At 40.9% G+C, this 22,809-nt stretch carries 18 protein-coding genes; 13 read left to right on the top strand and 5 right to left on the bottom strand.

The window, feature by feature from the left end; all coding sequences use genetic code 11:
- Positions 1 to 75 precede the first annotated feature (75 nt).
- The 3 genes from V7K36_RS13370 to V7K36_RS13360 all read left to right on the top strand — a co-directional run bounded on the left by V7K36_RS13370 (position 76) and on the right by V7K36_RS13360 (position 3,781).
- Entirely contained in the window at positions 76 to 1,335 is a 1,260-nt protein-coding gene (locus V7K36_RS13370; protein WP_335116393.1) for an MFS transporter, read from the top strand.
- A 247-nt stretch (positions 1,336 to 1,582) separates the two neighbouring features.
- Entirely contained in the window at positions 1,583 to 3,163 is a 1,581-nt protein-coding gene (locus tag V7K36_RS13365) for a DHA2 family efflux MFS transporter permease subunit (protein WP_335116391.1), read from the top strand.
- Between the two features lie 48 nt (positions 3,164 to 3,211).
- On the top strand, positions 3,212 to 3,781 hold the full coding sequence (locus V7K36_RS13360; protein ID WP_335116389.1) for a Uma2 family endonuclease: 570 nt from the start codon (positions 3,212 to 3,214) through the stop codon (positions 3,779 to 3,781).
- Here V7K36_RS13360 and V7K36_RS13355 read toward each other — a convergent pair.
- The gene (locus tag V7K36_RS13355; protein ID WP_335116387.1) at positions 3,778 to 4,536 is read right to left on the bottom strand and encodes a Uma2 family endonuclease; all 759 of its coding nucleotides are present in this window, start codon (positions 4,534 to 4,536) and stop codon (positions 3,778 to 3,780) included. The two genes, V7K36_RS13360 and V7K36_RS13355, sit on opposite strands and share 4 nt — an antisense overlap.
- Before the next feature lie 463 nt (positions 4,537 to 4,999).
- Complete coding sequence (locus V7K36_RS13350; RefSeq protein WP_335116385.1) at positions 5,000 to 6,229, bottom strand: tetratricopeptide repeat protein; 1,230 nt, start codon at positions 6,227 to 6,229, stop codon at positions 5,000 to 5,002.
- Between the two features lie 677 nt (positions 6,230 to 6,906).
- Between V7K36_RS13350 and V7K36_RS13345 the strand changes: the two genes are divergently transcribed.
- The 3 genes from V7K36_RS13345 to V7K36_RS13335 are packed head-to-tail and all read left to right on the top strand — an operon-like array spanning position 6,907 to position 10,634.
- Entirely contained in the window at positions 6,907 to 7,710 is an 804-nt protein-coding gene (locus tag V7K36_RS13345) for a sensor histidine kinase (RefSeq protein ID WP_335116383.1), read from the top strand.
- Positions 7,711 to 7,731: 21 nt separating this feature from the next.
- Entirely contained in the window at positions 7,732 to 10,206 is a 2,475-nt protein-coding gene (locus V7K36_RS13340; RefSeq protein WP_335116381.1) for an EAL domain-containing protein, read from the top strand.
- A 41-nt stretch (positions 10,207 to 10,247) separates the two neighbouring features.
- A complete protein-coding gene (locus tag V7K36_RS13335) occupies positions 10,248 to 10,634 on the top strand; it encodes a four helix bundle protein (RefSeq protein WP_335116379.1) in 387 nt (128 codons plus the stop codon).
- Here V7K36_RS13335 and V7K36_RS13330 read toward each other — a convergent pair.
- Positions 10,631 to 11,170 (bottom strand): hypothetical protein, encoded by a 540-nt coding sequence (locus tag V7K36_RS13330; RefSeq protein ID WP_442948461.1) that lies wholly within the window; start codon positions 11,168 to 11,170, stop codon positions 10,631 to 10,633. The two genes, V7K36_RS13335 and V7K36_RS13330, sit on opposite strands and share 4 nt — an antisense overlap.
- A 102-nt stretch (positions 11,171 to 11,272) precedes the next feature.
- Between V7K36_RS13330 and V7K36_RS13325 the strand changes: the two genes are divergently transcribed.
- The 4 genes from V7K36_RS13325 (at position 11,273) to V7K36_RS13310 (ending at position 15,405) form a co-directional block, all read left to right on the top strand.
- Positions 11,273 to 12,172, top strand: coding sequence for a YihY/virulence factor BrkB family protein (locus V7K36_RS13325; RefSeq protein ID WP_335116377.1), 900 nt, complete (start codon positions 11,273 to 11,275; stop codon positions 12,170 to 12,172).
- An 86-nt stretch (positions 12,173 to 12,258) separates the two neighbouring features.
- Positions 12,259 to 12,765: a DUF4112 domain-containing protein gene (locus V7K36_RS13320; protein ID WP_335116375.1), complete on the top strand. Its 507-nt coding sequence runs from the start codon at positions 12,259 to 12,261 to the stop codon at positions 12,763 to 12,765.
- Positions 12,766 to 12,784: 19 nt separating this feature from the next.
- Positions 12,785 to 13,717 (top strand): alpha/beta fold hydrolase, encoded by a 933-nt coding sequence (locus tag V7K36_RS13315; RefSeq protein WP_335116373.1) that lies wholly within the window; start codon positions 12,785 to 12,787, stop codon positions 13,715 to 13,717.
- A 1,022-nt stretch (positions 13,718 to 14,739) separates the two neighbouring features.
- Positions 14,740 to 15,405 (top strand): class I SAM-dependent methyltransferase, encoded by a 666-nt coding sequence (locus tag V7K36_RS13310; RefSeq protein WP_335116371.1) that lies wholly within the window; start codon positions 14,740 to 14,742, stop codon positions 15,403 to 15,405.
- Positions 15,406 to 15,523: 118 nt separating this feature from the next.
- On the opposite strand, the gene V7K36_RS13305 is transcribed toward V7K36_RS13310, so the two are convergent.
- Positions 15,524 to 17,218 (bottom strand): fasciclin domain-containing protein, encoded by a 1,695-nt coding sequence (locus V7K36_RS13305; RefSeq protein WP_335116369.1) that lies wholly within the window; start codon positions 17,216 to 17,218, stop codon positions 15,524 to 15,526.
- Positions 17,219 to 18,406: 1,188 nt separating this feature from the next.
- Here V7K36_RS13305 and V7K36_RS13300 point away from each other — a divergent pair.
- From V7K36_RS13300 to V7K36_RS13290, 3 genes are all read left to right on the top strand, one after another.
- Positions 18,407 to 19,459, top strand: coding sequence for an aldo/keto reductase (locus V7K36_RS13300; RefSeq protein WP_335116367.1), 1,053 nt, complete (start codon positions 18,407 to 18,409; stop codon positions 19,457 to 19,459).
- A 115-nt stretch (positions 19,460 to 19,574) separates the two neighbouring features.
- Positions 19,575 to 20,147 carry a DNA starvation/stationary phase protection protein Dps gene (dps, locus tag V7K36_RS13295; protein WP_335116365.1) on the top strand — a complete coding sequence of 191 codons (573 nt, stop codon included), beginning with the start codon at positions 19,575 to 19,577 and terminating at the stop codon, positions 20,145 to 20,147.
- Positions 20,148 to 20,655: 508 nt separating this feature from the next.
- Positions 20,656 to 21,402, top strand: coding sequence for an ATP-binding cassette domain-containing protein (locus V7K36_RS13290; protein ID WP_335116363.1), 747 nt, complete (start codon positions 20,656 to 20,658; stop codon positions 21,400 to 21,402).
- A gap of 298 nt (positions 21,403 to 21,700) precedes the next feature.
- On the opposite strand, the gene V7K36_RS13285 is transcribed toward V7K36_RS13290, so the two are convergent.
- Positions 21,701 to 22,315: a hypothetical protein gene (locus tag V7K36_RS13285; protein ID WP_335116361.1), complete on the bottom strand. Its 615-nt coding sequence runs from the start codon at positions 22,313 to 22,315 to the stop codon at positions 21,701 to 21,703.
- Between the last annotated feature and the right edge of the window lie 494 nt (positions 22,316 to 22,809).

Here is a 22,809-nt window from a genome sequence, read left to right as displayed (position 1 = left end):
ACATCTCTGGAGAGGCGTATAGAGATGAGGTGAGATGATATTTATGAACGCAGATTGGTATCAAGCAAGCCTTAGATGAAAAAACCGCTACTACCTGCATTCAGGTCAAAAAACTACCGTTTATTTTTTGCCGGACAAGGTATTTCCCTAATTGGGACGTGGATGACGCAACTGGCTACGATTTGGTTAGTTTATGACTTAACAAAGTCCCCATTAATGCTAGGATTTGTGGGATTTTCGAGTCAAATTCCTAGCTTTTTTTTAGCCCCCTTTGGCGGAGTATTTGTAGATCGCTTTTCTCGCTATCGTACCTTAATTGGTACGCAAGTCTTGGCGATGATTCAATCGTTAACATTAGCAGTGCTGGCGCTAACTGGTGTGATTCAGGTATGGCACATCATCGCCTTGAGTTTGTTTCAAGGATTCATTAACGCCTTAGATGCGCCAGCCCGCCAAGCATTTGTGCCAGAATTGGTTGAACACAGAGAAGATTTAGCCAATGCGATCGCTATTAACTCCACGATGATCAATGGTGCGCGATTAATTGGCCCTGCGATCGGCGGTTTATTAATTGCTCGCGTTGGAACTGGCTATTGTTTTTTATTTGATGGTTTAAGCTACATTGCTGTAATCGCCGCTTTATTGGCGATGCAAGTTAAACCTTGGAAAAATTTTGTAAATGATGGTAATCCCTTGCAAAAAGTCAAAGAGGGATTTGTATATGCCTTTAGCTTTCCACCGATTCGATCCATCTTATTGCTATCAGCTTTAGTCAGCCTTATGGGACTGCAAAACACTATTCTTATACCAGTGATGGCAGAACAAGTTCTCAAAGGTGGTGCGGAAACTTTGGGGTTTTTGATGGCAGCATCTGGAGTTGGAGCCTTAACTGGTGGTATTTATCTAGCGACGCGCCAAACAATCTTAAGAATTGGGAAATTAATTGCCTTAGCCCCGGCAATTTTAGGAATTGGCTTAATTGGCTTTTCTTTTTCTCGATTTTTACCACTTTCTTTCTTTACAATGTTATTTGTTGGTTTGGGAACAATTCTTCAGATTGCTGCTAGCAACACATTTTTACAAACAATTGTTGAGGACGACAAACGTGGCCGATTGATGAGCTTATACACAATGTCATTTTTGGGGATGATTCCCGTGGGAAATTTATTAGGAGGTTTATTAGCAAATTATATTGGTGCTTCTAACACTTTAATGATTGATGGGATAGCTTGTATTATCGGGTCGATTATTTTTAGCAGACAGTTGCCTGCTTTAAGGCTAATAATGCGTCCAATCTATGAGCAAAAGGGGATTATCACGACTCAGGAAGTTTGAGATAGATAACCGCAATTATATTTAGATTTATGTTAATGAAGTTTGCAGTTGAGTCCAATACAGACCTAACCCCCAACCCCTTCCCTACTAGCGTTGGGGAGTAAGATTCAAAGCTGTACTGCACCCAAGCGAAAACCTCTATAATGAGCTTTTCTATAGTATTCATATTTTAATTTCGTCGTGCAGAGAGAAAGAGAAGATTTAATAATAATTTTTTGCTACTTAATTTTGAAACAGGAAAAACACTATGGCTAATATAGGTCTAATTCGTCAGCAAGCACCACCAGAACGTGTATCGCTAAAAATTTGGATTGGCGTATTAGCCAGTATGCTAGGTGCATTTATGGCAGTATTAGATATTCAAATAACTAATGCTTCGCTGCAAGATATTCAAGCAAGTTTAGGAGCAACTCTAGAAGAAGGTTCTTGGATTTCTACGGCGTATCTCGTAGCAGAAATTGTGGTAATTCCTCTAACAGGATGGCTATCACGGGTGTTTTCTCTGCGACGTTATCTGTTAGTCAATACTGCATTATTTATTTTCTTTTCTATATGCTGTGGTTGGTCGTGGGATCTCACTTCGATGATTTTCTTTCGGGTCTTACAAGGTTTTAGTGGAGGAGTATTAATTCCCACCGCTATGACAGTTGTATTAACGACTTTACCTCAATCTAAGCAATCAATTGGGCTGGCTGCATTTGGGTTTAGTGCAGTTTTTGCACCCTCAATTGGGCCGACATTGGGAGGTTGGTTAACAGAAAATTTTGGTTGGGAATACAACTTTTATATAAATATAATTCCAGGGGCATTAATGCTAGCTGGCGTTTGGTACGGAATTAAGCAAGAACGACCCCAAATTAATTTACTGAAACAAGGTGACTGGTGGGGAATTATTGCAATGGCTATTGGGTTAGGTTCCCTACAAGTTGTTTTAGAAGAAGGTAGTCGCAAAGATTGGTTTGGTTCAGCGTTGATTGTGCGCTTAAGTGTGGTTGCGGCAATTTTTTTAGCGATATTTTTCTATATTGAATTAACTCGTAAACAACCATTTATTAATTTACGGCTTGTGTTTCGACGGAACTTTGGTTTAGCGAGTATTGTCAATGTATCGCTGGGAATAGGATTGTATGGTTCAATTTATATTTTACCTCTGTATCTTGCCCAAATTCAACAATACAATGCGTTGCAAATTGGTGAAGTATTAATTTGGGCTGGTATTCCGCAACTGTTTATTATTCCGCTCATACCCAAATTGATGCAACGTATTGATGTGCGGTTAATGGTGGCTGTGGGTGTGACTTTGTTTTCCATCAGTGCATTTATGAACTCTGGAATGACTAATGAAACTGGATTAGATCAGTTACGTTGGTCGCAATTTGTGCGTGCAATGGGACAACCTTTAATTATGGTGCCGCTTAGTTCTATCGCCACTGCTGGATTGAGTCAGCAAGAAGCAGGTTCAGCAAGTGGTTTATTTAATATGATGCGGAATCTGGGCGGTTCTCTAGGAATTGCATCGTTAGCAACTTTATTAAGTAACAGAGAGCAATTTCACTCGAATATATTGGGTGATGGAGTATCTTTATATAACTCAGAAACTCAGCAGCGAATTGACCAAATGACACAGTATTTTATCAGTCATGGATCAGATTTGAGTACAGCACAAAATCAAGCGATCGCATCTATATCTAACATTGTCCGCCGGGAAGCGTTTGTAATGGCTTTTAACGATTGTTTCTACTTTATTGGCATTGCATTGTTACTCAGTGGGATTGCAATTTTATTCTTAAAAAAGGTTAAACCAACTGCTGGCGCTGTCGCTCATTAAATTTGTTCTATGGGTTAAAATGTTTGATAAAACTACTAAGGTACTAAAATGGTCATTAGTCAAAGTGAGTACTATATCTCCCCAGAAGAATATTTAGAAGGCGAGAAATTTAGTGAAATCAAACACGAGTATATTGATGGGCAAGTCTATGCAATGGCAGGGGCAAGTGATGCTCATGTCACAGTTAGCATGAATGTATCTATGCTGCTGCGAAACCATCTCCGGGGTAGTGGTTGCCGTGTTTATATGTTAGACATGAAAGCACAAATTGATGTCATAAATCGCTATTTTTATCCTGATGTTATGGTAACTTGCGATACACGAGATAGAGAATCTGAATATTTTAAATCTTATCCCTCCTTAATTATCGAAGTGCTTTCTGAGTCAACTGAGGGCTATGACAGAGGGAAGAAATTTGCTAGTTACCGACACTTAGAATCACTACAAGAATATGTGCTAATTTCACCAGACCAAATGAGTGTAGAATGCTTCCGCCGCAATGAACAAGGACAGTGGGTACTTTATGCTTATGAAAAAGATCAAGAAGTGCATTTAGCTAGCGTTGATTTTCGTTGTGCGATCGCAGCTATATATGAAGATGTATTATTATTATCCTAATCTAACATTTCGGGGTCAATTCCTAAAGCATTCAGTTGTTCAACAGAGAGCGATCGCAATTTCTCTACAATTCTCTCGCGCTTTTCTCGCTCAACTTCCGCCCGTTCTTCACCAGTTAGCAGTAAATTTCCTTGTGCATCCCACCAGCGTAACCAAGGTAACTCTGCATTCTGATAAAATCCCTGCCAAATTCCCAACTCTACTCCTAAAGGAGCAATTGGGTAATGTCCCCGTTCACTGGGTTTCATCAGTTGATAACTATTATCAATTAGATGATACACCTCAACCTGCGCTTTTGCCACTTCATAAATCCCATAATAAGGGACTCGAATCGCCTGCTCATAAACCCAAAATTTACCAACATTCCCACCTTCACCTTGAGATGGCGGCGTTTGATCTCGTTCTTCTGAACCATTTCCAGAGACAAATTCAATCACAATCAAGGGCGCGACATACTCCTTCCATAGCACATAAGAACGCCGCATTTTACCATTCAGAGTAGGTGGTACATTCGGTATATAAAACCAATCGGGTGCTTCAGCACCTTTTTCAGGAGGAGCTGTCAATCGCCAGTAAATACCAGAATCTTGTCCAATACAATATTGACCGTCAGGATGGCGTTGTTCTAGAACTGGTTTAATTGAATCTGTAATTAAGATACTTTGTGGATGCTCCTGAAGATTTTTCACAAATGTACCATCTGAGTCTGGTAACTGTGTATGGTCAGGTAAAGTTAATGTCGATAGGGAAGTCATAAGGACAACCAAAATTATATTTGTATTTTACACTATGACCTCACTTCCATTCCTCTCTCCTTTTAGGCTACCGTGTACACACAAGTCTTGCCGCAGCCATATCTTTATTATTAACAAATAAATCTCGCGCTGCGTTTCTATCCCACCTCGGAATGAATTCCGAGTCTCATAGCTGAAGCCCACTTGAGTGGACTTTCGCTATCAGCTCTGAACTTTAGTTCTAGGCGGGATTGCCTGTCTGCGTGATAGTTTCACTCTGACAAAAATGTGGATAGAGGATTTTTCGGCTTGTGTGTACACCGTAGCCTAAAAGGAGAGAGGAATGCAATTTTACTCCCCAACGATAGTACTTTGTCAAGCTAGTGGTTTGTAGTTAGGACTTTAGTGCTTAGAAAATAAGGACTAAAGTGCTTACCATTCTGCTGACGAAGATATGTAAGGGATGGGTCACTGTTAATATTAACTACAAATTTGCTTTCGAGACTTTTTCAATTTGCCCAGTAAAGTATGCTTCCTCATGTTTGAGTTGTTGTGCTAATTCTAAGCCTTTTTGAAAAGCTGTTAGTGCTTGAGGAAACTCTTTGCGTTCTAAATACAATTGCCCAATTTGGTCATAAGCTTGCATCATCCCGTAAAAGTTGGCGGCTTGCGCCTGTATTTGCACAAGAATTTGGCTAGCCTGCAAAGCCTCGTCTGTTTGTCCTTGAGAACGGTACAGCGCAATTAACTTCTGCAAAGCATCACTAGCACGAACATATTCTTTTAATTGCCAAGCAGTGGTATAAGCTTCTTGATAATTTTTAAAAGCTTCTAGCAGTAAGTTAGGATCTTTTTTTGCTAGAGATTCATAATTTGAAGCGATCGCTAGCTTTAATTCTGGTATTTCAGTTAGATTATTTTCATTGACGTAAATTTCTGCTAGTTTATTAAGTACATTCAATGACTGCTGCGGTTGGTTTGTCTGCTCGTAAATATAAGCTAGTCGTTGCAGATATGTTACCTCGTTTACACGTTCGCCTTGGGAAGTCGCTAAACCCAATAATTCCTCATAGATTGGGGCGGCTTTGCGATAATCAAACCAACTCAAATCTAGTTCCCCAATTGTCTTGAGGATTTCTACTAGGGCTGTTGAATTTTTTTGCTGTCGCACCACTAGCAAAACTTGGTCGTAAGCTTCCACAGCTAGTTTAACCGATCGCACATTTTGGTAAGCTTGTCCTAGCGATCGCCACAATTCTAGATCAATTTGGGCAGTTGTTTTCTGAGATTGTGCCTGCTTTTGAATTGCTTGCAATCGCTGCGTAATATATTGTACCTCTGGGCTGTCGTTTTGATTCCAAGCGATGGCAGCGACTCGTGATAATGCTTGCACCTCTGCTAATGAACCTAAAAAGCGTCGCAAGCGCAGTTCCCGGTTCAAAATTTCAAACGCCGCCACCTGATCCCCTGCTTGCAGTTTCGCTGCTGCTTCTTGGTTTAAGGCATCCAGGGCTGGTTCTAATTTTTGCCGTTCTTCGAGAGTTAACGGCTGTTTATCCTTGGGCAAATGTGGTAGCAGTGGATCGGGTGTGGTAATTTCTAGGGGACTAGGAGGAAATTCATCCGGTGGTTTGGGCTTTTTACTCTCTGCCAGCGTCAAGGAGTTGCTAAAGAGTATAGCGGCAGTAACAATCACAATTAAGCGTCTGAGCATGGATACTTTACTTTGCCTTGAGTTAGTTGCATGAGTTGACATTTCATACCACATTAACATAACTTATGCAAGGGAAAATATATGCAATATAACTGCGTAAATATACTGAATAATTTCCCAAGATTTCTTATTTACCTTCTCATGACTCAGAAAATATACGCTGCCAATAATTAATTAATATAGATATCCTTTACTAAAGGTTGTTTTAAACGCCCCCGCCCCGGAAGGTACAACTTTGCCGTTCTGACTTAGGTCAACTGCAACGACAAAATAGGCTTTCAGCCATGTACTGAGATACTTCCCTGTACTCACCACGAGGGCAAAATACTCTTTTAAAACATCCTTTTAGAGCTAATTTGCTCTCGAAGTTGAGAAAATTGGTATCAGTTCCCAAGACTATGAAGAGTAGTACTATAAAAACCATTGGCATTGCTGATTTAAAGTATGAATCCAGATGTAGAGACGCGATATATTGTGTCTCTACATGGATTTTGACATCAAATAAAATCATTTTTATACTTATTATTCACCAAGCCAGTTTTTTCATGGATGCTATTTGCCGGAACGAAGATATAGCCGCTCCGACTGGGGCTGGTAGTTATCCTTTTCCTTCTCTACGAGACGTTAGTTAACGCAAAATAGTATATATAATTAAAATAGTTCAGGGTCAAGAGATAATGGAAGATATCCGAATGTTCACTACAGCTACGGAGAACGAAGAGAATGAGTTGTTTGAAAATCTGTTAATAGAGGCGAATACCAACGATCATCAAACAAGTTTGCTGACTATTTTCGGCAGAATTATAGCTTCTGTTATCGTCGGTTTAGCGCATAAACAATCAGAGCAGCAGATTAAAGCATTGCTTCAAGAAAAAGAAATACTATTAAAAGAAGTTCATCATCGGCTAAAAAATAATTTGCAGATTATTTCTAGTCTGCTCAACCTGGAAGTAGAGTATCTCAAGGACAATCAAGCCATTGAGGTATTAAAAGATAGCCAGATGCGGATTCAATCAATGGCTCTAATCCACGACAAACTATATCAATCTAAAGACCTGACAAGGATTAATTTTGCTGAATATATCCAAGACGTAGTAACTAATTTGTTGTATTTATACAACCTTAATTCCAGTGCTATTACCTTGAAAATCAACGTTGAGGATGTTTTATTAGTCAGTGATACAGCTATTCCTTGTGGTTTGATTATCAATGAACTTATTTCAAATTCTCTAAAACATGCCTTTCACCAAAGAGAATCAGGAGAAATTTCTATTGATTTTTGCTCCATAGAAGCAAATGTTTTTACACTTACTATCAGTGATAATGGCATTGGTTTTGCCAAAGATTTTGACTTTCAAACTACACAATCATTAGGTCTGCAATTGGTAAAGGGTCTCACAAATCAGCTAAAAGGGAATATCCATTTTAGCAGTAATAACGGAGTAGCGTTTAAAATTATATTTTCGACTAAAAATTTATAATTTCATAAATCAACCAAAATCATGAGCAAGATAAATATATTAATTGTTGAAGATGAATTCATCGTGGGAATGGATATACAAAAGCGGCTAGAAAAATCTGGATACACTGTTTTGGGTATTGTCGATACTGGAGAAGAAGCAATTGAAAAAGCAGCAGATGATTCTCTAGATTTAGTTTTAATGGATATTATCCTAAAGGGAAAGATGGACGGTGTGGAATCCGCCCAGATAATTCATAATAAGTTTAATATTCCAGTAATTTATCTCACTGTTGATGCAGATGAAAGAACATTAGAACGAGCAAAAGTAACAGATCCATTTGGCTACATTATCAAACCTTTTAAAGAAAAAGAATTAAAGTTTAATATTGAAATTAGCATATCCAAACATCGAATTCAAACTAAATTAAAACAGAATGAGCAATGGCTGAATACTATACTTAAAAGTATTGGAGATGGGGTGATTACTAGCGACGCATTCGGAGCGGTGACTTTTATAAATCCGGTTGCGGAGATAATGACGGGTTGGAAATATGCAGATGCCTTTGGTAAAAAAGTAACAGAAGTATTCAATATTGCTGATGAAAAGACTCGGACAAAAATTGAAAGTCCTATAAGACAAGTCCTTGAGTCTGGCGTTACTGTCCATTTACCACAACAGACGATGCTTATTGCTAGAAACGGTACAGAAATACTAATTAATGATAGTATTGCACCGATTAAAGAAGACGATGGTAAGATCACAGGTGCAGTTTTGGTATTTCAGGATATAACCGAGCGTAAGCAGGTATTGGAGAAACTAGCGCGTCACCAGCAAGAATTCAAAGCACTAGTTGAATATGCACCTGATATTATTTCCAGATTTAACACTCAATTGCGCTACGTTTACGTTAATCCAGCTATTAAAAAGGTTACAGGAATATCACCCGAAACATTTATTGGTAAAACAAACGCAGAGTTAGATCTGCCGTCAGAATTTTGCGGGATATACGATCATAAGCTCCAGCAAGTTTTCCAAACTAAGCAAGAAACTGAGTTTGAATGCAGTTTAGCGATCGCTTTGGAAACAGAACATTACCATACCCGTCTTGTGCCAGAATTGGCTAGCGATGGTTCAGTATATTTTGTTATGAGTATCGCTCACAACATTACTGCTCTAAAAGTTGCCGAGGCGCAATTAATTCATGATGCCTTTCACGATGTACTAACCGGTCTGCCAAACCGCGCCTTATTCATGGAACGGGTAGAACGTGCGCTAATGTCGGCAAAACGACGCGTGGACTATATATTCGCTGTTCTCTTTCTAGACCTAGATCGCTTCAAAGTAGTCAACGATAGTCTCGGTCATATGATTGGTGATCAACTACTAACTGCGCTTGCTCGCATATTGGAAAATTGCCTGCGTGCTGGAGACACAGTTGCCCGTCTAGGGGGAGATGAGTTTACAATTTTGCTTGATAATCTCAGCAACATTGATGACGTAATAACGGTAGTGGAGCGGATACACCAAGCTCTGACATCTGCGTTCAAACTCAGCGGCAATGAGGTATTTACCACCGTCAGCATTGGCATCGCCCTGAGCAATCCTAGTTACAACCTACCGGAGGAACTTCTGCGCGATGCTGACATTGCAATGTATCACGCTAAGGCATTGGGTAAGGCACGCCATCAGATATTTGACTCAACCATGTACAGCCAAGTAACGAAACTATTAGAGTTAGAGATGGCTCTACGACGGGCAGTTGAACGCCGGGAGTTTCTGATTCACTACCAGCCAATTGTTTTGTTAGAAACTTACAAGATTATTGGCTTCGAGGCTCTGGTTCGTTGGCAGCACCCAGAACACGGATTAGTTTTTCCAGACAACTTTATTCCACTGGCAGAAGAAACTGGGCTGATTATCCCGATTGGTTATTGGGTACTGGGCGAGGCTTGTCGTCAGATGCACGCTTGGCAAATACAATTTCCTGCTGACCCACCCTTGAGAATCAGTGTAAATATTTCAACTAAACAGTTTTCACAATCTGGGCTGATTAAACAAATTAAGCAAATTATCCAAGAGACTGGACTGGAAGGCAGCAATTTAAAATTGGAGATTACCGAAAGCGTACTTATGGAAAATATTCAATCATTACCTTTTATACTTTTGCAACTGCAAGAGATGAATATTGAATTACACTTAGATGATTTTGGCACTGGCTATTCATCCTTGAGTTACCTGCAACGTTTTTCAAGTACTGCCTTGAAGATTGATCGTTCTTTTATTGCCAAGATTGATACTAATGGAGAAAATCTAGAGATTATTCAGGCAATCATCACCCTAGCCCAAAGTCTAAATAAAGATGTAATAGCGGAGGGCATAGAAACGGTGGAACAGCTAGCACAACTTAGAGCCATGAAATGCAAGTACGCACAGGGATATTTTTTCTGCAAACCCCTAGATAGCAAGTCGATAGAGAGATTAATGGCATCTGGCACTCATCTCAGACAAGGTTAGTGGCGGGAAGAGGCAGGGGGCAGGGGGCAGGGAGCAGGGGAATGGAAAAAGAACCAATTAAAAGTCATGAAGACTTGGAAATATATAAAATGGCATTTGATGTAGCCATGAAAATTTTTGAATTATCTAAGAAGTTTCCTATAGAGGAAAGATATTCGTTGACTGACCAAATTCGTAGATCATCACGCTCTGTTTGTGCAAATCTTGCAGAAGCATGGAGAAAGCGTCGTTATGAAGCCGCTTTTATTGCAAAATTGAATGATTCAGAAGCTGAAGCAGCAGAAACTCAGACTTGGCTTAAATTGGCTGTGAAATGTGGTTATTTAGACGTTGATACAGGCAGAGAACTTTATGGAGTTTACAACCGAGTTTTAGACATTCTAGTAACTATAATCAACAATCCATCTCCTTGGCTCATAAAACGCTAATTTATAATTTCTAATCCCCCTGCTCCCCGCTCCCTGCCCCCTGCTCCCTGCTCCCTGCTCCCTGCTCCCTGTCCCTTTTCCTCTTTTTCTCGTCCGGCTCGTTCATGTGTCAAGCTATCAATAGCATCACCCAAGGCAGTAGTTAGACTATTGCGGGTTTCGGCGTGGTTATCCTGCTCAGTTTTCAAAGCTTGCAAAAGGCGATCGCGTTCTTTGATTACGGCGATCAGTTTAGCTTGCAAGTCCTCCACAGATTTTAGTTGTTCTATTTCTGGTTGGATTGCTGTGACTGGTGTCTCAGCAGCCAGTGTCTCAATTTCAAGACCCTGGAGTTTATGCAGGTCTGCCTTCAGGGATGCGATCGCCTGTTGGGACAGTTGCACATCTGTGCGGCGTTGTTCTGCTTCTGTGTTGTAAAGCTGACGCCATTTTTGGGCACTTTCCCAAGCAGCATCGCGATCGTGTTGAAGTCCCGCCATCTGCTCTTTGAGTACCTGGATTTCTGCCAACCACTGTTGTGTTAAATCTTGATTCATAAATAAATAGTTATTAGTCATTAGTTATTAGTCATTAGTCATTAGTCATTGGTCATTAGTCAGAAACTCTTCCCCCACTCCCCACTCTCCATTATCTTAATCATGCCAAAGCCTCGTTTTTTGCGCTTTTTTCGCCACCTCAATTGGCGTACCCTCAAAAAAACTTTTACCAGGACAATCGAAAGACGACTTTTGGGACTTGCCTCAGAAATCGCCTTCAATGCCATGCTATCGCTGTTTCCAGCAATTCTTGCTTTCATCACAGCCATTGGCTTATTAGCAGAATCTTTGCAAGCCACCTTTAATAAACTGGCGGTTCAACTAAGTCAAGTTCTACCTGAACAAGCCCTGGATCTGATTCGTGATTTTGCCACTACAGAAATTACCAACTCCAAAAACAGTGGTTTGTTTTCTCTGAGCTTTATATTAGCAATTTGGGCTGCTTCTGGGGCGGTGAATACCGCGATGACAGCCCTTGACCAAATCCATAAAATTCCCCCAGAAAAGATGCGCCCCTTTTGGAAAGCCAAGCTCGTCTCTCTGGGATTAACAGTCGGTACTATGTTGCTTTTAGTGTTCGCTTCTTTTTTAGTGTTTACCAGCGACTGGCTGTTGGGAATGGTAGTGCGCGAAAATGGTTCTTTGATCTTCTTGGTGCATCTTTGGCAGTTGTTACGCTGGCCTTTAGCTTTAACTATTGTTGCTGTCGCCTTTGGCTTTGTCTATCGCTATGGCCCAAGCCAGTGGAACTCAGGCACGCCAATGATGCCTGGAGCAATTTTAGCAGCTGTTTTCTGGGCAATATTGTCTGCCCTATTTCGGCTTTATGTAGCGAATTTTGGCAACTATAATAAAGTCTATGGTGCTGTAGGGGCTGTGATAGTTTTAATGCTCTGGCTGTCGATGAGCGCTGCTGTTTTGTTAATCGGTGATCAGTTGAATGTGATTGTGGGCGAAGATATGCGCCCAAAAGCACAGTCAGAATCTAACGAAAAATATTAATTAGTAAATCCCTGAGAAAACTTTTAACAAATCTCAGTAGGGGAGTAGAATGTCTAACGATTCAATACAAATAAGCGATCGCCTTTATGCCTGATTCTCCTCTTCGGTCTTCGATGATTGAACCTGATGCCAAAGCACCCACCTTGAAGCGCCTGCGTCAGTTAAGTCGGCTGCTGGATAATGTTATTACCATTCCTGGTACGAAAATTGGTTTTGGTCTAGATCCAATTTTAGGACTGATACCTATTGGTGGTGATTTTTTGGGAGTCATGTTTTCTAGCTACATCATCCTAGAAGCCGCGCGACTGGGTGTATCTAGAGCCACTTTAGGCAAAATGGTTTTGAATGTGATCATTGATGGCTTGGTAGGCGCTGTCCCAATTTTAGGAGACTTGTTTGATTTTGCCTGGACAGCTAACAGTTATAATATCAAGTTATTAGAAGAGTACTTAAAGTTTCCCAGCCAGCAAAGGAGTGCAGACAGGTGGTTTATCTTTGCCGTTTTGACTGGATTGTTGCTAATCTCCATTGTTTTAGTAGCATTACCCGTCATACTGATTAGAATACTGTGGAACGCCTTAACTGGCGGTTAAATTATTAATTGATAATTGAATGAAAGATTGGTGGCAAGCTACTTTTCCTCAAGGGCGGCAAAGTCTAATTATTACTGATGCTAAAGGGTATCCTGTACAAATTGCTTATGGCGAAAAAGGTAGAGGTAAACCGCTAATTTTATTACATGGCATGGGTAGTTGGAGCTATAATTGGCGGCACAGCATCGAACCATTATCTAAATATTATCGGGTAATTTGTTTTGATGCCAAAGGTTTTGGTTTTTCCGAAAAACCATTGTCTCGTAGAGAAGACAATGGTCATCAAGTTATTGAGTTTCAAAGAATTATTCAGGCATTATGTGATCAACCCGCAGTGATTGTGGCTGAATCTCTGGGGGGATTAGTTGCCCTTGCCCTTGCTCAAGAAAATCCGCAATTAATCGGACGGCTTGTAGTAGTAAACGTACCAGTTTTTACCGAAAATCTACCTCATTGGGCTATGTGGTTACTTGCCCAAACGCCCCTGGAAATAATGCAAACAATTGATTCCTTACGTCTGGCATATTTGTTTGCACCTCTATTTAGAGAAATTATGGCAATAGAAAGACGTGGGGTATTATTTGATCCGTCAATTTTGACACAGGAAGATGTCTATTGGATAACTTACCCGTTTATTGAATTGCCTGGTACAGTTGCGAAAGTCGCCGAAGAGTTACAAATAGCAGCGCGAGAAATTGAGAGTTGGCAAACAAATAAGCCAAATATGCTCACCAAAATTCAAAATAATCTGAGTGCGATTAAGTGTCCTACACTAGTTTTATGGGGTGATCAAGATAGTTGGTTTCCTGTTATTCATGGTGAAAAATTGCATCAGCATATCCCCAATTCTAAATTACAAATTTTGTCTAACTGCTATCATGATGCCTCAACTGGTGCTTTTGAGAAATTGAATGCAGCGATTCTTGAGTTTTTACGGGAAACTGACTTATAAGTAAGTCGGCGCTAATATTTCAAGCTATGTTAAGAAATTTAAATGTAGGGTGCGTTGTCGCCAAGCGCCGCACCATCAACGATTCAAGGTGCGTTAGCCTACGGCGTAACACAACGCCACTTGCTACAACGCCAGAAACCCGCGCAAGGCAGTGCATACGTGTCAACTTAACGTAAAAGCTATGTCCCGCAAAGAACTGAAGTTCCTTGCTAATAGCAAAAGTAATCTAAAGATTACTAAATATCCGCAAAAATCTTTAGTCTACTTCAGTAGACTTTAGCTAAAAGCCAGAGAACTTTAGTTCAAGGCGGGTGACGAAGCTAACAGTTAAGCTATTTCTAGCTTAAGTTGACACCAATGAACGCAGTGGCTCCCCTACAACAAAAATATATTTCTTCATATACATTGAATTTTTCTCGCCGACTTACTTAAATAAAAAGAGAGTGGGAGGAAGCATATCAGTCAGCTTTCAAACTCCCACTCTGCTATTTGCCACTGAAGTGAACAGGAATGTATACAGACGTTGCGCGTTATTTGGGGGCTAATCCGTACTTCGACAACAACGCCCGTAAGCATTTAATATTCCTGTTGCAGCAAATGCCAAACCTAATTATTGATATTTATCTGCTGATAAAAATACTCTGCAAATAATTGATAGAGATAGTTTTTGATTTTTGTAAATCACTTAGTAAATAGTGTTTTACAAAAGGAATTTACTTACTTGGTAGTCCCTGATAACAAAACCCTTGAAGTCGTTTATCTTTTACAATTTAACTTGGTTAATCAGAATCTGGTTGCCATTTTGGCAGGTTTTTAAATTTCTTAATTGCTTACAAAGTCCCGAATTAGCCATCGCACGGGTACGCAGACGTGTAGAAAGTGGCGGTCACAAAATCTCAGAAGATACTATTCGCCGTTGCTATGAACGAGGAAGAAAGAACTTAATTGAATTATACTTACCTTTGATAAACCACTTTTAGGCGATAGTATAATTGTAGATTATTTTAATTTTCTCATCTACCATGCCAAAACAGTCTATAGGTCTTGATAACCAACTTTATAATTACCTTTTATCGGTTTCGCTGCGGGAACCGGAGATTCTTTTGAAGTTGCGCCAAGAAACCGCCAGCCATCCCCGAAGTGGAATGCAGATTTCACCAGAACAAGGGCAGTTTATGAGACTACTAGTAGAGCTCATTGGAGCCAAGAAAACCCTGGAAGTTGGAGTGTTTACGGGTTATAGCTCACTTTCTGTAGCTTTGGCACTACCTGCTGATGGGAAAATTATCGCTGCTGATGTGAGTGAAGAATTTACTGCGATCGCTCGCCGATATTGGCAAGAAGCGGGGGTTGCTGATAAAATCGATCTACGATTAGCACCAGCTTTGAAAACTTTAGATCAGCTGTTGGCAACTGGCCAAGCCGAGACATTTGATTTTGCCTTTATTGATGCTGATAAAGAAAATTATGATGGATATTATGAGCGATCGCTGCAATTGCTGCGTCCAGGTGGATTAATTGCTATTGATAATGTTTTATGGTCAGGACAAGTTGCTGAGGAGCAAAATCAAGATGAAAGCACCCAAGCAATCCGGGCGCTCAACCAAAAGTTACATCATGACGAACGAGTTAGCCTTTCCCTTGTCCCCATCGCCGATGGACTTACTTTAGCAATCAAGCGACCTTAAATTTGAAGAAGGCAGGAGGCAGGAGGAATACTGCCTTCTGCCTTTCTGCCTTCATTGATAATAAAAATGAATGTAGAGACGTTAAATGTAACGTCTCCACAAGGGTTTCAAGTAATGCTTAGAAGTTATAGCCAACTCCTAATTGTAGTCCTACATCAGTATCATCCAGAAAAGCAGCATTTACACCACCTGTTAGCGTAAGTTTAGAACCAAGAGGAACATCTACACCACCAGTTAGCAGTAATCCAATATCAGTATTGTTATTAGCTTCAATGGCTACACCAGCACCTATGTAAGGAGATATAGTAAAGGTTCTTTCACCCACCGAACCTGCTGTATGGGGCGAAAAATCCAAAGTCAAGGGAACCAGAAACTCTGTATTGTCCCCAAAGATCACCGATGGTCGCACTGATATAAAGTTTGTCAGACCAAATTTGCTGATTACTGTAAAGTTACCATCGCTCAGAGCTCCATCGTTGCCGTTCAAACCAATGTTACCACCAACCCCGATGTAGCTTCTGCCACCACGAGTAGCTCTACCTGGCTCAACACTAGGCGTGGTTGCTGTTGGTGGCTGATTTAACTTACTGATGTTAATATCAGGCGGGATCAAGACTTGGTTAATTGCATGGATAATACCATTGCTAGCTTTGATGTCCCCCTGGATAACTCTGGCATTATTCACCTCGACTTGATTGTTAGCGCGATCGATTTGAATATTTACAGGTTTATCTTCGTAGGTTTTCAGTTCCCCATTCGTTAGTTGACTAGAAGTTACTGCACCCGGAACCACATGATATCTCAAAATCTTAATCAATGCTTCTCTGTTTTCTGGTTGCTGTAACTGCTGTAGGGTAGCAGCAGGCAAAGCAGCAAATGCTTCATCGGTGGGAGCGAAAACTGTATAAGGGCCTGGCTGTTGAAGAATATCTGCTAAACCAGCTGTTTTTAATAAAGAAGTCAGAGTTGTCAGAGAACGACTGGATGCAGCAAGAGAAACAATATCGCTACCGGTTTGAGTTCCACCGACAATATACTGAGTAGCTGGGAGATTGCTAGCAATCGGTTGCAGCCGTCCCTGTTTAGCCAAAGCTTGATATAAAAGTGCCGCCGCTTCAGCACGAGTCAGGGGCTGTTGCGGATTGAGTTGTTTTATATCTGGATAATTAACAACAATATTAGATTGTGTTGCTGCTGTCACACTACTAACAGCGTAGTTCGGGATACTTGAGGCGTCATTGTAGTAGGTGCTGAGGTCACTACTTGCTCCAGTAGTGCTACTAGTCAAACCCAAACCATTTGCTAAAGAAACGATCCCCTGTACTCTGGGTATTTGTTGATTTGGCAAAAATACGTTCCCAGGATAGCCCGCCAAAAACCCAGTTTCGTAGGCGCTTTGAATTGCAGAAGCCGCCCAATAGCCAGCAGGAACATCACTAAATCCACCTGCGGTTAATTGCCGAACTCGGTTTTGGTTGCCGAAAGCTTTTTGAATTAGGGCAGCAAATTCAGCACGAGTCACAGCTTGATTCGGTCTAAAGGTGCCATCAGGAAAGCCAGCAATCACGTTATTGTCAGCTAGGGCTTGAATGAAGGGACGCGCCCAATAATCTGAGGAAACATCAGACAAGTTAACTGTTGAAGTCGGCGATGGTGTCGCAGATGGAACAGTACTAGGCGATGGTGTCGTAGATGGAACAGTACTTTGAGATGAAGCTGGGGTAGAAATTAAGATGGGAGTTATTGTCGCAGCTGTCATTCCCAGAACTACTAAAGTAACCCTTGCTGATGACCAACGAAAGAAACTAGACATGGAAATCTCCTCTTTTCAAATTCTTAGATTGACTATTGCAAAATACTGGATGCAAGGTTAAGTGAATACAAATATCGAGATAATTGTTTTGTTTGCCTCGATATGAAAACCACAAATACAACCGTTAACTCTGGAAAAGTCAAATGTTGGACATTATGAGTAGCTGCGCTAACATCTCATAACATTTATCCAAATTTTCACCACACATAGTCTAGAATTCCTATTTGATTTTTAAAGAACCACAGATGACACTAAACTAAATAAGGATAAGCAGGGATACTGTGGTAATCTGCTATGTTGCAACAATAAAGATATATTAGTGCAAGTAGGCAATTTTATAACTGATAAAATCGCAGTCAAGCAGTAGAATGATCGGCTTTTAATAGCCGTCTCTTTATAATTGCCGAGCAAGGTTAATGTCGTCAAGCTAAATGTATCATAATATTTAGCAAAATTTAAGAAAGAAAATATCTCTTGGTAATTATGTATATTATGCCTCTTTGATAAAAATTATACAACTAACTAATGGCTGGATTTCGAGGAAAAACTCTCACTCTTTAGATAGTTGTCCGTGAGGGGAAATTTTCAAATACTAGACTGGAAAATAGCGATCGCAATCAAAAATTTCGGGTATGGTTGCACCAAGATTTTTAGCCAGGAATTATTTTTTGGCAAAAGAGAATGTCAAGAAAGTTAACTCATAGATAAACTAGTACGATACGGCGGAAGTTTGCCTACCTTTAACAAGGGGCTTAAAAGGGGCTTAAAAGGGTCATTTAATAGTATTGGGCGAATAGAATGAGACTGTTACTCAATTCACTCTCTTGTTAAACCCCCCACCCCTAAAACCTCGATTTGACGTTGCTTTCCCGTGCTGGAATAAATTGCGGGCTAATAGCTAAAGTGCGTTTCAACGCACTGAAATTAAAAAAATTAGGACGGATTGGGGCTGATGGGTTAGACCCCTTATCAATTAGCCAACAGTCTCATAGAATTCGTGGCTATACAAACAATACCCATGAAAGTGGGTTTGAAATTCCTAGAGTCCAACATCCTTTTAGATAGCACGACAATACCATAGCACAACAATACTAATAAGGGCTTGTCCTCAAACATTGCCCCCGGTTTCCAGTTATCATGCCTTTTGGATGGTATTTGCTTAGTTTTTTCGTTAATGAGAAAATATTCATGAAATACAAACTCTTGGGAAAAAGCGGGTTAAGAGTCTCTGAACTCTGCTTGGGAACCATGACCTTTGGTGAAGATTGGGGTTGGGGTGCATCTGTTGACGAAAGTCGTAAAATCTTTGATAGCTATGTAGAAGCAGGCGGTAATTTCATTGACACCGCCAACGGTTATACCGATGGTAGCAGTGAAAAAATTGTGGGTGAGTTGATCGCTAAACAACGGGAACGTTTTGTAGTTGCGACAAAATATTCCTTTCCTTTGCAGATGAAGGACAAAAAGGGCGACCCTAACGCCAGTGGAAACCATCGCAAGAATTTAATTCAGTCTTTAGAAGGTAGCCTGAAACGGCTGAATACCGATTATATTGATTTATTCTGGTTGCACGCTTGGGATTTCACAACGCCGATTCAGGAAGTTTTGCGATCGCTTGATGATGTCGTCCGTCAAGGTAAAGTACTTTACATCGGCATTTCAGATACCCCTGCTTGGATCATTTCCCAAGCAAATACCATCGCTCAATACCAAGGATGGACGCAGTTTGTCGCCCTGCAAATTGAGTATAGTTTAATTCAGCGAACACCAGAACGAGACTTGCTACCGATGGCTAAAGCCTTTGATTTAGCAGTAACGCCGTGGTCGCCCTTGGGTGGTGGTGTGCTAACAGGTAAGTATAATCAGCCTCCTGAAGAAAGTAGCGAACAGCGACGATTAGCAAATGCAGCGTTAGGAACTATTTCAGAACGGAGTTTAGCGATCGCTCAAGTTGTTAGCCAAGTTGCAGCAGAAATTGAACACACACCCTCACAGGTAGCATTAGCTTGGTTACGCGCTCAAAGTAGCGTGATTATTCCGATCATTGGGGCACGTAAATTAACGCAATTTCAAGATAATTTAGCCTCTTTAGATGTCACCCTCTCGCCAGAACATTTGCAACGTTTAAATGAAGTGAGTAAAATTGAATTAGGTTTTCCCCATGACTTTTTGCAAAGCGATGCAATTCGCGATCGCCTTTTCGGTGGTACATTCAATACCATAGAAAACCATCGTAGTTAACGCAATAGTCATAAAAAGCAACACATTCAGCCGTTAATTCAATCTATCGTCAGAGAGTTTCCCACACCCAACTAAAATCTGTAAAGTTAGATGTAAAAGGCATTAACGTAGAACTATGAGCGACAACACCATTTCATCACGTCTGTACCCGACCCGCATTGACATTCCCGCCGAAGCGCGAGTGCAAATCGTAGTACTTCTCAACCAAACCTTAGCAGCTACTTTGGATCTGAAAACCCAGACAAAACAAGCGCACTGGAATGTTAAAGGCACTGACTTCTACCAGCTACACGAATTATTTGATGAACTTGCTGGTGAATTGGAAGAGTACATCGATCTAGTTGCTGAACGCGTCACAGCTTTAGGCGGATATGCTTTAGGAACAGCCCGCGCCGCAGCTAGTAATTCGATTTTGCCAGAATATCTCTTTGATATTTTGGATGGTAAAGACCATGTGACAGCCTTAGCAGATCGCTTTGCACTTTATGCTAAACATCTCCGGCAAGCGATCGCTAAAACTGATAAATTAGACGACCTCGATACCGCCGATCTTTACACCGAAATTTCCCGCACTATTGACAAACGACTCTGGTTCTTGGAAGCTCATCTGCAAGTAGCAGAAATTAATGCAGAGAATGGCAAAACGGGTACTACTAAAACTCAAAAGATACCTGCTGCTGTAAAATAAGCACTTCTGAGAAATACTAGATTTAGTAGTAGTATGGTGCGTTACGGCTAAAGCTGTAACGCACCATCTTATAGCGGTTCTCGACAAGCGTGAGGTACAATTTTGACCTCACTTCCATTCCTCTCTCCTAAAAGGAGAGAGGCTTTGAATTTTTCCCCCTTCCCGCTTCGGGAAGGGGGTTAGGGGGTTAGGTCTGTTTGCATACCTGTACCTCACCGGATTGAAAATGGCTATAATATAGCGGTATTAAAACTGATAAAAATACGAGTCTTCCTAACCTTAACTCCTTTGATAAATAAAGAAACTCCAGGCACTAGTCCTAAATCATTTAGGAACGCGGATTTAATAAAATACAAAACCTCACCCGCAACCCCTATCCTTAGTAAAAAGAGGGGAGACTTTGACGAATGTCAAAAGCGGGGTGAGGTTAAAAACCATATTTGGACGTTATTTAATTCACATTCCTTAACTGAATCCAAATATCTTTTTGATATTCAACAAATTCCTTATGCCGCAAAATAACCAAACTGCCGTCGAATTCCGCGATGTCACTTTTAGCCGCAATCATCGCCCATTGGTGTCAAATCTCAATTTCACCATCCGCCAAGGAGAAGCACTGGTATTGCTTGGGCGCAGTGGTAGCGGTAAAACTACAACAATGAAGTTAATTAATCGCTTATTTACACCTACACAAGGCGAAGTTTTATTTGATGGTATTCCGACAACTGAATGGGATGAAATTAAACTGCGGCGAAAGATTGGTTACGTAATTCAAGAAATTGGTTTATTTCCCCATTTCACTGTGGAACGCAATGTAGGGTTAGTTCCGGCTTTGGAAGGTTGGCAATCTAAACAAATTAAAATGCGGGTTTATGAATTGTTGCAATTGGTGGGTTTAGAACCAGCACAATTTGCCGGACGTTACCCGCATGAACTTTCGGGAGGACAAAGGCAAAGAGTTGGTGTAGCCAGGGCTTTAGCAGCAGATCCGCCAGTGTTGTTGATGGATGAACCCTTTGGCGCACTCGATCCGATTACGCGCTTAGAACTTCAACAAGAGTTTCGGCATTTGCAGCAAGAATTAGGCAAAACAGTTGTTTTTGTCACCCACGATATTCAAGAAGCCTTTATTTTGGCATCGAGAATTGGTCTAATGTGTGGCGGAGAATTGGTAGTATTGGGGACAACAGATGAATTTATGCGATCGCAACACCCAGAAAGCCTCGCCTTTCTTCAATGTCTGCGTTCTTTGTAAGATACTTTATGAAAAATTTCTTCCTCGTTAAGTATGTCCCAGAAATTCTTTAGCATAATCTAGAACATCTATTTTTGGTACCCCACCCCCAACCCCTCCCCGCAGGCGGGGAGGGGAGACAAAGCATAGTTTTGGCGGGGTGGGGTTCTTTGGGTTTAATAAGTAATCAATCAAGCGGACATGATATAATAGCCCCCATCCAAGAGCCTCTTCGTTGATTTTAAGGGCACAGCAGTGCTGTGCCCTTACCTGTGTACTTCATTTACCTGAAAAACGCTGTAGATACAAGATGTGAAATCTAATTACTCAATATGCCAACTAAAATATGAGTTAATTCAGTTAATTCTTCAGGAACCCGATATAATTTGAAGTCTTCCGTTATCTGTTTTTGCTGACGATTGTATATTGCAAATCGCCAATCTTCACCAGTAGTTACAGACCCATAAAGAAGTTGCAATTCTGAATCTATCCATTGATCAAGTGCAATCAACTCAACTGCTAATTGTGTAAATCCTCTACTTAAATCTGCTTGTTTAGCTTCAATTACTAACAATCCCTTACCTTTATTAATGTAGTAATCTAAGCTGCCTTTTAGTTGGTCACTTACATTAATGGGATACTCAATATTCAATTGCGTTTGGGCAATTTCGCAAACTTCTAGTAATATCGGTGCAATAATTGCTTGCTTGCGTGCATCTTCACTAAGTAGCTTGACACGTCGGAGGTTTCGCTCAATCACTCGGTGTAATTCTGTAATTATCTCAGGAGGAAATTCTGTTTTTGGTAATTGCAACCGTTCGCGTTTATAAGAACAGCCAAGTTCAGCAAGAATATCTTCTGGGGAAAACGGAAGTTCAAAATATTTGCTGAATGTATAACTTTGACCAGGTTGAATGATTCGGGGACGACTCATACAGCAGTTTTCGTGTGGATGGCATACACTACTCTACGATTATTCTTAACTTGACACTCTCGTTTGCTGATCGCTTAAGTTGAGTTTTGCCTATGCAGCGATATCTACCAACAAATCGCTTTGCCTCTACGCACTCCCCAACAAACGGGAGCGGTCTACCTCGTGACGGGAGCGGTCTACCTCGTGTCGGGAGCGGTCTGCCTCGTGTCGGGAGCGGTCTACCTCGTGTCGGGAGCGGTCTACCTTAAAACTTTTACGGATTGGGTACGGTAGGGCATACCGGAACGTTCATGCTAGACATGAGCAACGCTTTCGGAGAATCGACCTCTACTCTTGTTGGAGTAATCCTGCATGGGCAAGTTGGCTCATTGATTAAAGAATCCCCGTCTTTTTAAAGCGGGGGTGCGATTCGTTTCTCAGAAATGGGTATAAAAAACTCAAGGATGAGAGCTTTAGTAAGGTAATCCACCAGGATTGAGTTCGCACTTTAATCC

It is taken from the genome of Nostoc sp., assembly GCF_036919555.1.
Lineage (GTDB): Bacteria > Cyanobacteriota > Cyanobacteriia > Cyanobacteriales > Nostocaceae > Nostoc.
This window is presented reverse-complemented; position numbering and strand designations above follow the sequence as displayed.

Excerpts from the sequence above, each read along its gene's own strand:
- V7K36_RS13330 (WP_442948461.1), bottom strand. The coding sequence starts at position 11,170 with ATGAATCAAGATTTAACACAACAGTGGTTGGCAGAAATCCAGGTACTC.
- V7K36_RS13290 (WP_335116363.1), top strand. The coding sequence starts at position 20,656 with ATGCCGCAAAATAACCAAACTGCCGTCGAATTCCGCGATGTCACTTTT.
- V7K36_RS13310 (WP_335116371.1), top strand. The coding sequence starts at position 14,740 with ATGCCAAAACAGTCTATAGGTCTTGATAACCAACTTTATAATTACCTT.
- V7K36_RS13350 (WP_335116385.1), bottom strand. The coding sequence starts at position 6,229 with ATGCTCAGACGCTTAATTGTGATTGTTACTGCCGCTATACTCTTTAGC.
- V7K36_RS13360 (WP_335116389.1), top strand. The coding sequence starts at position 3,212 with ATGGTCATTAGTCAAAGTGAGTACTATATCTCCCCAGAAGAATATTTA.
- V7K36_RS13370 (WP_335116393.1), top strand. The coding sequence starts at position 76 with ATGAAAAAACCGCTACTACCTGCATTCAGGTCAAAAAACTACCGTTTA.
- V7K36_RS13325 (WP_335116377.1), top strand. The coding sequence starts at position 11,273 with ATGCCAAAGCCTCGTTTTTTGCGCTTTTTTCGCCACCTCAATTGGCGT.
- V7K36_RS13305 (WP_335116369.1), bottom strand. The coding sequence starts at position 17,218 with ATGTCTAGTTTCTTTCGTTGGTCATCAGCAAGGGTTACTTTAGTAGTT.
- V7K36_RS13345 (WP_335116383.1), top strand. The coding sequence starts at position 6,907 with ATGGAAGATATCCGAATGTTCACTACAGCTACGGAGAACGAAGAGAAT.
- V7K36_RS13285 (WP_335116361.1), bottom strand. The coding sequence starts at position 22,315 with ATGAGTCGTCCCCGAATCATTCAACCTGGTCAAAGTTATACATTCAGC.
- V7K36_RS13340 (WP_335116381.1), top strand. The coding sequence starts at position 7,732 with ATGAGCAAGATAAATATATTAATTGTTGAAGATGAATTCATCGTGGGA.
- dps (WP_335116365.1), top strand. The coding sequence starts at position 19,575 with ATGAGCGACAACACCATTTCATCACGTCTGTACCCGACCCGCATTGAC.
- V7K36_RS13355 (WP_335116387.1), bottom strand. The coding sequence starts at position 4,536 with ATGACTTCCCTATCGACATTAACTTTACCTGACCATACACAGTTACCA.
- V7K36_RS13300 (WP_335116367.1), top strand. The coding sequence starts at position 18,407 with ATGAAATACAAACTCTTGGGAAAAAGCGGGTTAAGAGTCTCTGAACTC.
- V7K36_RS13315 (WP_335116373.1), top strand. The coding sequence starts at position 12,785 with ATGAAAGATTGGTGGCAAGCTACTTTTCCTCAAGGGCGGCAAAGTCTA.
- V7K36_RS13335 (WP_335116379.1), top strand. The coding sequence starts at position 10,248 with ATGGAAAAAGAACCAATTAAAAGTCATGAAGACTTGGAAATATATAAA.
- V7K36_RS13320 (WP_335116375.1), top strand. The coding sequence starts at position 12,259 with ATGCCTGATTCTCCTCTTCGGTCTTCGATGATTGAACCTGATGCCAAA.
- V7K36_RS13365 (WP_335116391.1), top strand. The coding sequence starts at position 1,583 with ATGGCTAATATAGGTCTAATTCGTCAGCAAGCACCACCAGAACGTGTA.